The organism is Bacillus sp. TH17 (assembly GCF_016651125.1).
GTDB lineage: Bacteria > Bacillota > Bacilli > Bacillales > Bacillaceae_G > Bacillus_A > Bacillus_A mycoides.
This window is the reverse complement of the sequence record NZ_JAEKEN010000001.1, coordinates 1,853,312-1,868,886: the sequence shown is the minus strand read 5'-3', so window position 1 is coordinate 1,868,886 and position 15,575 is coordinate 1,853,312. Positions and strand designations below refer to the sequence as shown.

The window sequence follows — 15,575 nt, the reverse complement described above, 5'->3', positions numbered from 1 at the left end:
TTTTATAATGTTTTACATCAATACGACTTACGGAGCTTTCACATCCTCTTTTACCAAAAAAATTATCGAATTATCCATGGCTGGACTTCAATATTTTGCTTATCCTATTCTTATTTAACTCTTCAACGTTTATAACATGTTGCGTCTGTATTTCTTGATACAAATCATTTAATAGTCTTGTAATCAAAAATTCCATCTTTTATACATTTTAACTTCCATATATCTTGTTTTTTTAACGAAACATACAGAATTACAACGTTTTTTTACAATTTTATACATAAAAATAGAAAATATATAATTCATTTACATAATGTTGCACTTTAATTTTTACTAAACAACAAATATTTTATTGATAAATAAAACTAAACATTCACTAATATATCTATACGTGGTTTAATATATATAATAAACAAACATTTCTGACTTTTATAAGGAGGTACTATGAAAGCAAACGTAGGCGATACTATACTATTTCAACGAAATAACTTAAAGATCACAGCATCTGTACTAAAACTATACACTGAATCGGTCTTAGTTGAAGTCACAGATGTAAGCGGTGGTACTTTTGAATTTGACCGAACAATTGTAAATCATAAAAACTATAAAATTTTAAATGCAAATAAATAAAACAATACAATACAAAATAGCCCCTGCTTAACAGCGGAGGCTATTTTGTATAATAACAATTCATTAATTTACATATCCTAAAACACTAACAATCTTGCTTGCTTTTAAATTATTAATATAATAATAAATTTCTAACCCTCTTCTCTCAGCTCTTAGCACTTTACCTTTCATTTTTGATAAATGCTGCGAAACAGTCGATTGAGGAATATTCAATATTTCTGTTAATTGTGTTACATTACAAGTTTTGCGTGCACTTAATTCATTTACAATTTGTAATCGTATTGGATGCGCCATTATTTTTAAAATATCCACATCTTCTTCAGTTACTAAACTTTTTTTATCTCGCTCGTATATGTTGTCATAAGACATTCCCCTTTTATTTGAATTCCTTTTTATTAAAATCTGCTTCTAAATAAAATATTATCTCTAAATATACAATTAAGACCCTTATATAGAAATAATAGGATTTTGATTATTTAAAAACAGCAATACTATACAATTTCATCTATTTGGTACATATACATAATACAATTTCAATTTGTGCTCTATGTGAAGTTAGCATAAATTTATAATGAAGATTTTTCAAACAATTCACATCTAACTATATACTTCCTCATAATACTATCCAGTGATTTTAACATATTTTAGGCATTTGTATATACTATTGCAAAACACATTCTTATTGAGGGGGACTTTATATGCCAACACCGTTACAAGAACAAGTTGAAGAAGCTCGTGAAACGTATGTCAGTCGTATTATTTTAGTTGGTGGTTCAGCTTTATTTTTAACAGGTGGTGTTATATCTGCAATTTCAGCCTTTAAAAGTTATAACCGTTTGGCAAATACGCCACCTTCTTCAAATGATTCATAATTGCATCATTCATTCCTTTAAATAATAAAGATGCCGCCTCTACTATAGAGACGGCTTTATATAAAAACATTATTAAATTCATTTGAACTTAATTGAAAAAACGTTATAACAATTTGGTACAATGTTCAAAGTAAGGATAGATACTTTCAATTTGACAAGCTTATTTCACCACAAACCTCGTCTGACTACACCCATCCTTCTGCTTCGTTACCTCTAATACAGCTGGCATTGCGTTTTTCAGTTCTTGAACGTGTGAAATTACACCGATAAAGCGACCTGATTTTTGCAAGTCGATTAGGGCGTCAACTGCTTTCGTTAATGACTCTTCATCTAATGAGCCGAATCCTTCATCGATAAACATCGTTTCGATGGAAATACCACCCTCATACGCTTGAATTACATCTGCCATTCCAAGTGCTAAGCAAAGTGATGCGTTAAATTTCTCACCGCCAGATAATGTTTTTACATCTCGGGTTTGACCTGTATATGCATCATATACATCTAATCCTAATCCACTTTGTCGATTCCTCTTTTCAACTCTTTCGCTTCGTTTTAAATAAAATTGTCCATTTGATAATTTACGTAGTCGTTCGTTCGCAATTTGAACAATTTGTTCTAAATACTCAATTAAGATGTAACGTTCAAAGGATATACGACTATCATTATCCCCTTTCATTACTTCATATAAATCAACAAGTTCTTGGAATGCTTTTTCTTCCTCATGAATTTGTTCATCAATTCGTTTAATATTTTCATGTAAATCCGTAATATATGATACGGCGTTTTGAGCACGTTGTCGTTTTTCTTTAATAATATCAAGGCTAATTTCCAATTCTCTCACTTGCTCATCTAATGAAGAAATGTCCATATACTCTTTATCTTTTAAGTCTGCTTTTAATTCGTCAATTTGTTTTGTAAGTACTTCTAGAGATGAGTAATAACTTTGGATTTCTTGTTGTAACTTATCCATCTCAGCATCATTTAATTTGGATTCTTTATATGTTAATTGATCTGTAAATCCGCTTTGTTCTAGCTCTTTCATAAAGCGTGTAAACGTCTCTTCTTTCTTCTCTTTTGCACTATTAAATTGATTAGAAGCATTATCATGTTCTGCTTGAATACGTATATTTTCATTTTGCCAATGTTGATACGCCTCTTGTACTTTCTCCCATTCATCTTCCATTAACCTAAGTTCTTGCAGAGCTTGGTCAAACTGTACTTTCCAAGCTTGTACCGTTTGCAAGCTTTCCGGAATATTTTGCTTATCATGTTCATATGACGTACGAAGCTGCATACACTCCATTTCAGTACGGTGCTGCACAGTTTCTACTTCACGCTTTTGTTTCTGGAGTTCTTCTAATTTTTCTTCTACGCTTTTTATATTCACAGCAATTTGCTTACGCGTTTCTTCACTTGCTTTTAACGCATTAACTTCTGCTACTAATTGCTTTCCTTTTTGAACGAGCGCACTATATGTTTCTACTAATTCTTCTGAGCGATAGCCTCGCTTTAGCACTTCTTCTATCACTTGTTCATATTGAACTCGATAGAAATTCCACTTTTCTTCTAATTGAACATGTAATTTTTCCGCAATATTTTTCTTTTCTCTTAGCTCATTTAACTCTTTTTCATCAATTGCATTACTTTGCTCTGTAGCTTTTTTCGGGTGGTCCATACTACCACATACTGGACAAGATTCACCATCATGTAAATGAAGAGCTAATATACCAGCTTGTTCACTTAACCAGCGGCGTTCAATATTTTCATATGTACTAACTGCCTGTTGCATCTTATGAAACGCACTTTCTTTTTCTAGCTCGTATTTTTGTTTTTCTTGCCATACATCATATGCCTGCTTTAATACTTTTGCATCTTCTCGCATATTCGTTAGTTCTTCTACTTTAGCTACATATTGTTCAAGCGCTGCTTCTAATTGCTGTAATTCGCCAGACATTCTTTGTTTTTCATTTTTATGCGCTTCTAGTTGTTCATCTAACTTTTGCATACCTTCTTTTAATTTTCCTATTTGAATTTCAGCATTTTGCAAATTTAACTTTTTCTCAGCTAATGATGCAATAATTGGCTGTAACTCTTCTAGTCTTTGAACTTGTTTTTTAGCATTTTCTCGCTCGGATGCCTTATTCTTTAATGCTTCATATTTCTCCTGAGCAAGTGCAAAACTGTTCATTATATGCTCTTTTTTTGCGATTATCTGTTTTAACAAACTTTCAGACTGCTGTTCATATTGCATCGCTTCCTCATACCATTGCTCAAATGGTAATAATCGCTTCGCCTGTTCCGCATGTTTAAAAGATTTTTCTTTCATTTCGATTACGGCACGGTTTTCTTGTAAAATACTGTACTTCTCATTCTTTTGTTCTAAATCTTTGAATTTCTCATTTACAGCTTTTGCTGCATGAAAACGTGCCTCTGCTTCTTTTAATTGTTTCGTTTTGTCATTTTGTTCTAAGTGTAATTGCTCAACCTCTGCATTGTACCAAACTGTTTCTTGTTCTAATGCCTCTACTACTTGATGTGTATTTACATGCTCTTGTTCCACTAATGTCTCTAATAATGCCCCATCACGTATTGGTAATTTAAATACATTACGGAAATATAGCTCACGTTCTTTTTGTTTTTCTTGTAAGACGTCTTTCCATTGTTTGCGCTTTTGATCTAATATCTCACGCATTAATTTATAACGATCTGTTTTAAAAATGCGGCGTAGTATTTCTTCTTTATTTTCCGTTTCAGATGTTAATAATTTTCGGAACTCTCCTTGCGGTAACATGACAATTTGGCTAAATTGATGTTTACTTAATCCAATTAAATCTTCAACTTTTTTATTTACATCCGTTACATGAAAACGATCGACACATGGAACTTTTTCCTCATCAATTACTTCATATAATTCGACTGCATGTCCTGTAATTGTTTTATTTCCTTGTTTTTTATGGCCCAGTTGTCGTTTAATTTCATAACTTTTTCCTTTTAATTGAAAAGTTAATTCCACACTTGTATAAACATCATCATCAGCAAATTGGCTACGAAGCATGTTTGTATCACTGCGCTCTTCTCCACTAGCCTCTCCATATAATACATAACAAATCGCATCAAAAATCGTTGTCTTTCCAGCTCCTGTATTTCCAGAAATAGCGAAAATACGATGCTCACCAAGATCTTTAAAATCGATTACTTCTTTCTGTTTATATGGACCAAACGCGGTCATTATAAGCTGAATCGGTCTCATCCTCGCTCACCTTCCCGTTCTTGCACTGTTTGCAAAACATCTAAAAATAGACGTTCTTTCTCTTCTGATAAATCTAGCCCTTTCATTTCTTTATAAAATGCTTTTAAAAGAGATAAATCATCCGTTTTATGTCTTGAAACAGTTACTTCATTTTCATCTGTGAACTCTCGTCTTTGAATAGATCTTTCAACATGCATTGCATTTGGGTATACAGAACGTATTTTTTCCATTGGCTGCAAGACAGGATTTTCATCTAATAATTTCACAAATACATAATCTTCACTCACTGGATGAAGCAATAAATCGTCTATTTTCGCTTCTACTGTACGCATTTTACGACGTGGTGTAAGTAAACGTTTTTCAATTGTTGTTTCACCTTTTTCATCCATTTCCACAATATAATATCCTTTTTTATGCTTTTCTTCAGAAATAGAATATGCAAGTGGTGAACCTGAATAACGAATTGTCTCATTACGTACAAAATGCGCTTGATGTAAATGGCCAAGCGCCGTGTAATGAAACTTATCAAAATAATGGCTATTTACATATTCAGCACCACCAATTGAAAGTGGTCGTTCCGCATCACTCGTATTTTCCTCTGCCTCTCCTGAAGAAGTTACAAATGCATGTCCTACAAATATGTGTCTCGCTTCTTTATCCATCGTTTCAGAGAGTTCGTTCATAAAAATACGCATCGCATCATCATGAGAACGAACATCTTCATTTTTCAATATATGTCTAACAATACTTGGATCTGCATACGGAACGAGATGGAAATGAACCTCTCCGTATTCATCATTTAAAACAACAGGATTGTATGGAAACTGGAATTGTCCAACAATATGTAATCCTTGTTTTTTCATTAAATTACTACCAAAATGTATGCGGTCCGGACTATCGTGGTTTCCTGCAACTGCAATTATTGGTGTTTGTAAATCAATAACTATCTTTTGTAATACATCATTTAATAAGTCTACTGCTTCTGTAGGTGGAATTGCTCGGTCATATAAATCTCCTGCAATAATTACAGCATCCGGTTTTTCCTCTTCAACAGCTTGTACAAACTGATCTAACACAATTTTTTGATCTTCAGTCATATATACACCATGAACAAGCTTACCTAAATGCCAATCCGCTGTATGAAAAAACTTCATATTACCCTTCTCCTTTTAGTTTACTGATTGTAGTGAAACAAGCTGATAGTTTAGTGTAGTTTTTCCGTTCTCCCATTCTAACTTTTGGACAATTGCACTACCGATTCTTTCTTCGTTTGATTTATATAAAGGCAATATTTCTTGAATAGTAAATAGATGATAACCATCTAAAATTAATTGAAATAAATTATCTTCTATATGTAATCTTACTTCTTTTTCATTTGAAATAATTTTTGTATGCATCTCAAATTTCATGCTAGATACAACCCCTTTTTTCTAATCTCTACATTTTAATAGTATAGTGGTCATGCAAGATTGACAAGTAAATACACCGCGATGTACATACTTTTTTAATTATAAATATTTTATGTTTTTTTATATGAAATACGGTATGTGAAATTATTAATCTACAAAAATAAAAATGCCCTTTCAGGCATCCTTATTTTTGTAAGTACTCTTTCATAACGTAGTACAATACAGTTATTAAGACAATCGCTACAAAAAACGCAAATACGGCCACAACATACCCATCTTTATTTAATAAAAAGCATATGGAAATAGATATTATAAAAATCGGAAACACGAGACGTACCTTAGCCTTCACTTCTTCTGTCGTATCTGTATGATGAAAATACTGTGTAATTCCTACCATAAGAGATGACAAAATAATAACCGACAATAGTAAAGGTCCTGGCATTCCGATCTCTCCTTTCTCTATTTCTAATTATATACAAACCCCGCGCTCTTTAAAAGTTAGATAATTCAGCCTTTTAACTTTTTCTACATCCACTCTTTAATTTACGCCACGTATACTAACTCAATATATGTTATACATATAATAGCGCCTTCAACACGACATTTTCAAATAATAGCACTTACAGTAATGTTGTAATATTCCTCTTCATTCTCTGAAATCCTGCAAATATAACTCGTCAAAATATGCGATAAATACTAACACTAAGCACCTAATTTAGACAAAAATTATAGAGGACATTTCAGCATGTATCAAGAAATAAGAATAGAAAGATAAGTAAGGGAGGATTTATAATGACTGAACACGTTTTATTTTCTGTTAGCGAAAACGGCGTTGCATCTATTACTTTAAACCGTCCAAAAGCACTTAATTCTTTATCCTATGACATGTTACAACCAATTGGGCAAAAACTTAAAGAATGGGAGCAAGATGAGCGTATTGAACTCATCGTTTTAAAAGGAGCTGGGACGAAAGGTTTTTGTGCAGGTGGTGATATTAAAACGCTATACGAAGCACGTTCTAACGAAGTTGCATTACAACATGCAGAGCAGTTTTTTGAAGAAGAATATGAAATTGATACATTTATTTATCAATACAAAAAACCAATTATCGCTTGTTTAGATGGAATTGTAATGGGCGGTGGTGTCGGTCTGACAAATGGCGCGACGTATCGAATTGTAACAGAGCGTACGAAGTGGGCAATGCCTGAAATGAACATCGGTTTCTTCCCGGATGTCGGTGCTGCTTATTTCTTAAATAAAGCGCCTGGATATACTGGTCGATATGTTGCTTTAACGGCATCTATTTTAAAAGCTCCTGATGTATTATATATTAACGCTGCTGATTACTTTATGACATCAGATTCATTACCAAATTTCCTTACCGCACTTGAAAATGTAAATTGGAAAAAAGAAGATGTACATACTCATTTAAAAGAAGTTATTCGTACATTTGCAACTGCTCCAAACTTAGATGGCAATCTTTCTTCCTCAGTAGAAGAAATTAATTCGCATTTTGCATTCGATACAATTGAGGGAATCATTCAATCGTTAGAGAAAGATCAAAGTCCATTTGCCCAAACAACGAAAGAAAAGCTATTATCCAAATCCCCTGTTTCATTAAAGGTAACATTAAAACAGTTTATTGATGGCCAAGAAAAGTCAGTTGAAGAATGTTTCGCGACAGATCTTATACTCGCTAAAAACTTCATGCGACATGAAGATTTCTTTGAAGGAGTACGCTCCGTTGTAGTTGATAAAGACCAAAATCCAAATTATAAATATAAACAATTAAGTGATGTTTCAGAAGAAGATGTAAATCGATTCTTTAACTTACTTAACGCTTAAACAAAGAGGCCATATATTGTAGCACACTCTCAGCTACTCTATATGGCCTCGTCTTTTTAGTTAAATAATTTTAAATATAATTTAATTTTATTTAACTAAAATGTATGTTAAACTAACGTTAATCGAATTTTCTAAAAACAAAAAAGGAAGGCGGATAACATTATGGAAAATTTTTTTCTGTTTATTATTATGTCTATATGTCTTATTATTCTACCCGGTCCTGATACAGCAATGGCTACGAAAAACACATTGATTGCCGGCAAAATCGGCGGCGTAAAAACTGTTTTTGGTACTTGTGTTGCGCTTTTAATTCACACTTTAGCTGCTGTAATTGGTCTTTCAGCACTTATTGTAAAGTCTGCTCTTTTATTTTCTATTTTTAAATATGTTGGTGCTGTATATTTAGTCTATATTGGTATTAAAGCCCTTTTAGCAGTAAGAAACACAGAAGACTTAAATACAAATGACGTTCCAATAAATAATGACAATAAACATACTTCTTGCTTTCGCCAAGGGTTTCTTACAAATTTACTAAACCCTAAGATTGCAGTCTTCTTTTTAACTTTTTTACCACAGTTTTTAAATCCAAATCATAATACATTTATACAACTTCTCGTTATGGGACTTACTTATCTCATTTTAACCGTCATTTGGTTTGCTTTTTATATATTTTTAATTGATAAAATTAGTGCTTTTATGAAAAAACCGAAGACACAGCGTTATATTCAAGGGATTACAGGAATCGTCTTAATTGGGTTTGGTATTAAATTAGCCTTTGAAAGAAATAGTTAACACAATACAAACGAAAATACACTACTCATAATGGAGTAGTGTATTTTCGTTTGTATTATTTTTATAATGAGTGGGAATGCACCCCACTCATTATCATTTCACTTTATTAAAACCAGCGCTCAGTTACAACTTTTTTACGTGTATAAAATTGAACGCCATCCGTACCATTTGTACCAAGATCTCCAAAGAATGAAGCTTTGTTTCCTGCAAATGCGAAGAATGCCATTGGTGCTGGAACATTAACGTTTACACCAATCATACCAGCATCAATATTGTCTCGGAATGTTTGTGCATGTTTTCCATTTGATGTATAAATAACAGCACCATTCGCAAATTTCGATTGATTTGTCAGCTTAATACCTTCTTCTAAATCTTTTACTCTTACAATACTTAATACCGGAGCGAAAATTTCATCTTGCCAAATTTTCATTTCTTGATTTACACCATCAAAGATTGTTGCACCAACAAAGTAACCTTCTCCAACTTCTTCATTGATTTTACGGCCATCTACTAGTAAAGTTGCTCCATCTGCTACACCACTATTAATATAGCCTAAAACACGTTCTTTATGAGATTCACGGATTAATGGTCCAACATAATTATCTTCGTTGAAACCGTCACCTACTTTTAACTTCTTCGTTTCCGCTACTAATACATCAATGAATTCATCAGCAATTTCATCAACTACTGCTACTACTGAACATGCCATGCAGCGCTCTCCACTACTTGCGAACGCAGACCCAATTACACCTTGTACTGTTTTCTCAAGGTTGCAATCTGGCATAACAACCGCATGGTTTTTCGCACCTGCTAACGCTTGTACACGTTTACCATTTTTTGTACCAGTTTCATATACGTAGCGTGCCACTGGCTCAGAGCCAACAAACGAAACTGCTTGAATATCTTTATTTTCTAAAATACTATTTACAACATCTTTTCCGCCTTGTACTAAATTTAATACCCCTTTTGGAAAACCAGCTTCATAGAATAACTCTACAAGTCGCTCAGCTAAAAGTGGCGTTCTTTCAGATGTTTTTAATACGAATGTATTACCGCAAGCAATTGCAAGTGGGAACATCCATAATGGAATCATCATCGGGAAGTTAAACGGGGTAATACCAGCAACAACTCCGATTGGGTAGCGCCAAATCGATCCATCAATTCCACTAGCAATATTCGGAAGGGCTTGTCCCATCATTAAATTTGGTGCTGATGTTGCAAGTTCTACCGCTTCAATACCACGCTGTACTTCACCAGTTGCATCCGTTAGCGTTTTACCGTTTTCTAGCGTAATGATTTTTGCAAGCTCTTCTTTATTTTCTTGTAACAGTTGTAGATATTTGTATAGTTGTCTTGAACGATTTGGAACTGGCACTTTAGACCATGTTTTGTATGCCACTTTTGCCGCTTCAACAGCTTTTTCAACATCTTCTTTTGGAGAAAGTGGAACGTAAGCGATGATTTTTCCGGTTGCCGGATTCGGAACCGCTTCTACTTCCGTACCAGTAGATTCTACCCATTCGCCATTAATATGATTTTTCACTCGTTTAATTTCAGTTGTAATCATTATATTCTCTCCTTTTTTATCATGGTTTTTATAAGTGCACTATTTTTGATTAGAAATTAATTGTTCGCTAACTTTCTTATATAAAGCAGCCATATCGTTTTCACCATATCCTGCCTCACTCGCTTCTTCATATACGTTTAATAGCATCTCACTTACTGGTAAGTGAAGTTCACTTTCTTTAGCTAAATCTACCGCAAATCCTAAATCTTTCTTTAATAAATTCACAGTAAAGCCAGGCTCATAATTTTCTGATGCAATGAAACTTTTATAATTACGCTCATAAATTCTACTTTGACCGTAACTTACATTTAAAATATCAAACATTTTATCTAAATCCATATTGTTCTTTTTCGCTAATGTTAAAGCTTCACTCACACCAGCTGTATAAAAACCAATTAATAGATTGTTAATTAATTTAACAGTTGTACCACTATCAATCTGCTCACTAACATGGAAAACATTCGCTCCAAGCACTTCCATGACAGATTCAGTTTTCTCATATACTTCTTTCGATCCACCAACCATAAACGTTAATGTACGGTTTTCTGCACCAATTACCCCACCGCTAACAGGTGCTGCTAAAAAGTCTACTTTCTTTTCCTTCGCCGATTCCTCTAATTGTTTGTTTAATTGTGGAGATACTGTACTTGTATCAATTAAAGCTACATTCGAGTGGCTATTTTCAAATAATCCTTCTTCCCCAAAATATACCGCTTCAACAGCACGCGGTGAAGGCAAACTTGTAAAAATCACATCGCATGTCTCTGCTAGTTTTGAGATTGATAGGCCGATAATTCCTCCTTCTTTTTCAAAGGAAGCTTCCGCCTCTTTATTCAAGTCCACTCCATATACTGTGTAGCTAGATTTAACTAAATTTTTAGACATTGGAAGACCCATGTTACCTAAACCGATAAAACCAATCTTTTTCATATCGCTTTCCTCCTATTTACACAATATATTTCCCGCGATTTATAATAACTTTCGCAATATCTCTCTTTTTCGTAAATAAGTTTGAGTATAAAGGCACTAATAATTGACGGATTTCAGCTAATATTTCTTGTCTATTTTGTTCTTCTGTGACAGCTGCTGAAAGAATGGAAATCGCAGCTTCTTCTACTTTACGATATCCTTCTTCACAAATAACACCTGTTATCATTTGCTTCGTACGCTCTTTTTCCTCACCATTTTTACTAACTGCTTTCCTCGTACGTAAAAATGCTGATTCCATGACATACACGTCCGTCAACATATTTGATAATACGCGTGAATATTCTTGCTCTTGCTCAATTTTTAAACCTGGAGTTTTAGAGAGCGTTTTCAAAGATTGTTTCAACAATTTTTTCGCTAATAAAATGTAACGATGGTTTCTTTCTACATTTGCCACATCAATTTCTACTTCAGCATCTTCTATTTGCTCGATTTGCTTCATTAACATTTTTGCAACTGTTAATCTATTAATTTCATTCGTTCCTTCAAAAATACGACTAATTCTAGCATCACGATATAATCGTTCTACTTCGTATTCTTGCATATAACCGTAACCACCATGAATTTGTACAGCTTCATCTACGATATAAGCAAGTGTTTCAGAAGCGTTTACTTTATTCAGTGCACATTCAATTGCAAATTGGGACATTTTTTTCATAAGATCTTCATCACTCTCATGAATTGCTTCATCAATTACACCCGCTGTACGGTAAGCTGCACTTTCTGCTCCATATGTAGAAATAATCATATTGGCAATTTTCTCTTGAATCATCGTAAAATCTACTAATTCCGTTTGGAACTGTTTTCGCTCTTTTCCATATTGAACTGATAAACCGATTGCTTGTTTTGCTGTTCCAATATTTCCAAAAGCAAGTTTTAGTCTAGCGAAGTTAAGAATATTAAGAGCTACGTGATGCCCTTTCCCAACTTCCCCTAAAATATTTTCAGCGGGGATGACAACATCTTCTAAAATAAGCGTCGCTGTTGAAGAACCTTTAATCCCCATCTTCTTTTCTTCTAATCCTATTGATACACCTTCACATGTTCTTTCGACAATAAACGCTGTCATTCCTTTATTTGTCTTCGCAAAAACAACGTATACATCTGCCATATGAGCATTTGTAATCCACTGCTTCTCACCATTCAACTCCCAAGCAGTACCATCTTCATTCAATACTGCACTCGTTTTTGCACTTAATGCATCAGAACCAGCATTTGGCTCAGTTAAAGCATAAGCCCCAATCCATTCTCCCGATGCGATTTTCGGTAAATATTTTTCTTTCTGTTCTTTCGTTCCATAATATATGTAAGGCAATGTACCTACACCGGCGTGTATATTAAAAGAAACGCTAAATGCACCAGCGTAACCCATTTTTTCTGCTACAAGACCTGAGACAGCCTTTCCTAACTCGAACCCGCCATAATCTTCTGGTACCTCAATGCCTAATAATCCAAGTTCCCCAGCTTTCTCAAATAATTGACGAGAAACTTTATAGTTATGTTGTTCAATGTTCTCAATTTGCGGGACAATTTCTTGTTTAACGAATTGTTCTGTCGTTTTTGCAATTAAATCTTCATCCCCTGAAAAATCTTCTGGTGTAAAGAAAGTATTATTCACATCTTTATTGAGTGAAAAAAATTCATCCCATGGTAACTTCGTTTTCTCCATCTGAATCCCCCTATCATTTCGGCCTTCGTTGATCTTTGCATACGCTCGTCTACGATGAGTGGAATATCTTATTATTGAAAACAGAAGGCGATGATTTTTCACATCAAGCAGTTCGTTTTGCCAAAGATGTATTTTCATCGCCTAAATCCTTCTACCTATTGATCTTCAGATAATACTGTTTTTGCAATTCCAGTATCTAACTCTTCAAAGTCATGATATGAAATTGTTTCATATAATTCACTTCTCGTTTGCATATTAGAAAGTGCATCTTTTTGAGAACCTGTTTCCTTAATTAGCGTAAACACATTCTCATATGCTTTTGCAGCAACACGAAGTGAAGTTACAGGATAAATTACCATTTGGAAGCCCATATTCGCAAATTCCTCTGCACTATAATATGGTGTTTTTCCGAACTCAGTCATATTTGCTAGTAAAGGTGCATTCACTTTGCTAGTAAATAAACGGAACTCTTCTTCCGATTGAAGCGCTTCTGGGAATATTGCATCTGCCCCTGCTTTTACATATGCATTCGCTCTTTCAATCGCTGCATCTAATCCTTCCACGCCGCGAGCATCTGTGCGTGCTACAATATATAAACTTGGCGCAACTTCTTTAATCGCTTTAATTTTTTGAACTAATTCTTCTGTAGTAACAAGTTTCTTACCATTTAAATGTCCACATTTCTTTGGTAATTGTTGATCTTCAATCTGAACAGCCGCAACTTTCGCTTCCACCATTTCTACAGCTGTCCTCGCTACGTTTAGTACTCCACCAAATCCTGTATCAATATCAACAAGAACTGGTAAATCTGTAGCTCTAACTAGATCCCTTGCTCTCTCTGCTACTTCAGTAGACGTCACGATTCCTAAATCTGGTAGTCCTTTACTTGCAGTGTAAGCAGCTCCTGATAAATATAGAGCTGAAAAACCTGTATTTTTCGCAACAAGAGCCGCCATTGCATCATGAGCACCTGGAATTTGCAAAATTTCATTTGCTTCTACTAAAGCTCGGAAGCGATTCGCAAGCTCCTCTTGTGTTGACTGTTTATTCACAACCCAAGCCATTCTAAATTCCCCTATTATTAAATTAAGAATAGATCTACAAATTCGTTTACATTCATATTTTCTAGTTTTTCTTCATTTAGACAAGCTTCATGGATTTTTTCTTGTTGCTTACTAGAATAATGACCTGCCATATTTGCAGTGAATTTCCGAACAACTTTTGGAATTGCTTCGTCTCTACGGAAACGGTGGCCAAGTGGGTATTCACATTCCACATTTTCTGTTACAGTACCATCTTTAAAATGAACTTGAACAGCGTTGGCGATTGAGCGCTTGTTCGGGTCAAGGTAATCTAAACTGTACTGTTTGTTTTCAACAACAACCATCTTATTACGTAATTCATCTACACGTGGATCATTCGCTACTACATCCTCATAATCATCCGCAACGATATCTCCTTTTAATAAACCTATTGCCGTAATGTATTGTAGGCAGTGATCGCGATCAGCTGGGTTATTTAATGGACCTTCTTTATCGATAATACGAATTGCTGACTCATGAGTTGTAATTGTAATACGATCAATTTCATCTAATCTTTCTTTAAGTTCCGGATGTAATTTCACTGCACATTCTGCAGCTGTTTGTGCATGGAATTCTGCTGGGAATGACACTTTGAATAATACATTTTCCATTACATAAGATTCTAGCGGTCTTGCTAATTTTAATTCTTGCTTGTTAAATAACACATCTTGGAATCCCCATCCTGGTGCAGATAATGCCGTTGGGTAACCCATTTCACCTTTTAATGCAGTCATTGCAAGGTGAACACCGCGGCTCGTCGCATCACCTGCTGCCCATGATTTACGTGAACCTGTATTTGGAGCATGACGATATGTACGAAGACTAGAATTATCAATCCACGCATGTGATAATGCATTAAAGATTTCCTCACGCGTTCCGCCAAGCATTTTTGCAACTACTGCAGTCGTCGCTACTTTTACGTATAATACGTGATCAAGACCAACACGGTTTAAACTGTTTTCTAAAGCAAGTACACCTTGAATTTCATGTGCTTTAATCATCATTTCTAGTACTTCACGTACTTTTAATGGTTCTTTTCCTTCTGAAATACGAACGCGGCTAATATAATCTGCAACTGCTAAAATTCCGCCTAAGTTATCAGATGGATGTCCCCACTCTGCTGCAAGCCAAGTATCGTTATAGTCTAACCAACGGATCATACATCCGATATTAAATGCGCCTTTTACTGGATCTAGCACATAAGATGTTCCTGGTACACGTGTACCATTTGGCACGATTGTTCCTGGTACAACTGGTCCTAATAATTTCGTACACTCTGGGTATTGTAGTGCTAAAATTCCACATCCAAGTGTATCAAGTAATACGTAGCGAGCCGTACTGAATGCCTCTGCACTTGTAACCTCTTTATTTAATACATAGTCCGTAATTTCTTCTAATAATGCATCTTTTTGTTTAATTTCATTTGTTTTAATCATGCTATTCTTCCCTTTCTGTCGAAAATTCGTTATTATTAA

The 15,575-nt window shown here is 34.4% G+C and carries 13 protein-coding genes and 1 pseudogene; 4 read left to right on the top strand and 10 right to left on the bottom strand.

The annotated features are described in order from the left end of the window. Positions 1 to 441 precede the first annotated feature (441 nt). Complete coding sequence (locus JFT95_RS09525; RefSeq protein WP_002012762.1) at positions 442 to 627, top strand: YkvS family protein; 186 nt, start codon at positions 442 to 444, stop codon at positions 625 to 627. Between the two features lie 63 nt (positions 628 to 690). Here JFT95_RS09525 and JFT95_RS09520 read toward each other — a convergent pair. Beyond that, positions 691 to 989, bottom strand: a pseudogene (locus JFT95_RS09520) (ArsR/SmtB family transcription factor). A gap of 336 nt (positions 990 to 1,325) precedes the next feature. On the opposite strand from JFT95_RS09520, the gene JFT95_RS09515 reads away from it, so the two are divergent. Then, complete coding sequence (locus JFT95_RS09515) at positions 1,326 to 1,499, top strand: hypothetical protein (RefSeq protein WP_002031929.1); 174 nt, start codon at positions 1,326 to 1,328, stop codon at positions 1,497 to 1,499. Between the two features lie 160 nt (positions 1,500 to 1,659). On the opposite strand, the gene JFT95_RS09510 is transcribed toward JFT95_RS09515, so the two are convergent. The 4 genes from JFT95_RS09510 to JFT95_RS09495 all read right to left on the bottom strand — a co-directional run bounded on the left by JFT95_RS09510 (position 1,660) and on the right by JFT95_RS09495 (position 6,600). After that, positions 1,660 to 4,749, bottom strand: coding sequence for an AAA family ATPase (locus tag JFT95_RS09510; RefSeq protein ID WP_016126892.1), 3,090 nt, complete (start codon positions 4,747 to 4,749; stop codon positions 1,660 to 1,662). Further along, positions 4,746 to 5,903: an exonuclease SbcCD subunit D gene (locus tag JFT95_RS09505; protein ID WP_201052062.1), complete on the bottom strand. Its 1,158-nt coding sequence runs from the start codon at positions 5,901 to 5,903 to the stop codon at positions 4,746 to 4,748. Before JFT95_RS09505 ends, JFT95_RS09510 begins: the two co-directional genes overlap by 4 nt. A 15-nt stretch (positions 5,904 to 5,918) precedes the next feature. Next, entirely contained in the window at positions 5,919 to 6,158 is a 240-nt protein-coding gene (locus JFT95_RS09500) for a DUF2584 family protein (RefSeq protein WP_002085739.1), read from the bottom strand. 184 nt (positions 6,159 to 6,342) lie between these two features. Next, positions 6,343 to 6,600 carry a hypothetical protein gene (locus JFT95_RS09495; protein WP_002012747.1) on the bottom strand — a complete coding sequence of 86 codons (258 nt, stop codon included), beginning with the start codon at positions 6,598 to 6,600 and terminating at the stop codon, positions 6,343 to 6,345. Between the two features lie 350 nt (positions 6,601 to 6,950). Here JFT95_RS09495 and JFT95_RS09490 point away from each other — a divergent pair, with 350 nt between their 5' ends. Both JFT95_RS09490 and JFT95_RS09485 read left to right on the top strand, forming a co-directional pair. After that, complete coding sequence (locus tag JFT95_RS09490; protein ID WP_002065275.1) at positions 6,951 to 8,003, top strand: enoyl-CoA hydratase/isomerase family protein; 1,053 nt, start codon at positions 6,951 to 6,953, stop codon at positions 8,001 to 8,003. A gap of 159 nt (positions 8,004 to 8,162) precedes the next feature. Next, a complete protein-coding gene (locus tag JFT95_RS09485; RefSeq protein ID WP_085960726.1) occupies positions 8,163 to 8,795 on the top strand; it encodes a LysE family translocator in 633 nt (210 codons plus the stop codon). A gap of 106 nt (positions 8,796 to 8,901) precedes the next feature. Here JFT95_RS09485 and JFT95_RS09480 read toward each other — a convergent pair whose 3' ends face one another. The 5 genes from JFT95_RS09480 to prpD form a co-directional block, all read right to left on the bottom strand. Then, complete coding sequence (locus JFT95_RS09480) at positions 8,902 to 10,362, bottom strand: CoA-acylating methylmalonate-semialdehyde dehydrogenase (protein ID WP_201052061.1); 1,461 nt, start codon at positions 10,360 to 10,362, stop codon at positions 8,902 to 8,904. 39 nt (positions 10,363 to 10,401) lie between these two features. Further along, positions 10,402 to 11,292: an NAD(P)-dependent oxidoreductase gene (locus JFT95_RS09475; protein ID WP_002031851.1), complete on the bottom strand. Its 891-nt coding sequence runs from the start codon at positions 11,290 to 11,292 to the stop codon at positions 10,402 to 10,404. A 16-nt stretch (positions 11,293 to 11,308) separates the two neighbouring features. Then, positions 11,309 to 13,018: an acyl-CoA dehydrogenase family protein gene (locus JFT95_RS09470; RefSeq protein ID WP_201052060.1), complete on the bottom strand. Its 1,710-nt coding sequence runs from the start codon at positions 13,016 to 13,018 to the stop codon at positions 11,309 to 11,311. A gap of 155 nt (positions 13,019 to 13,173) precedes the next feature. After that, positions 13,174 to 14,082 carry a methylisocitrate lyase gene (prpB, locus tag JFT95_RS09465; protein WP_002031847.1) on the bottom strand — a complete coding sequence of 303 codons (909 nt, stop codon included), beginning with the start codon at positions 14,080 to 14,082 and terminating at the stop codon, positions 13,174 to 13,176. A 17-nt stretch (positions 14,083 to 14,099) separates the two neighbouring features. Then, positions 14,100 to 15,536 carry a 2-methylcitrate dehydratase gene (gene prpD / locus JFT95_RS09460; protein WP_002085755.1) on the bottom strand — a complete coding sequence of 479 codons (1,437 nt, stop codon included), beginning with the start codon at positions 15,534 to 15,536 and terminating at the stop codon, positions 14,100 to 14,102. Between the last annotated feature and the right edge of the window lie 39 nt (positions 15,537 to 15,575).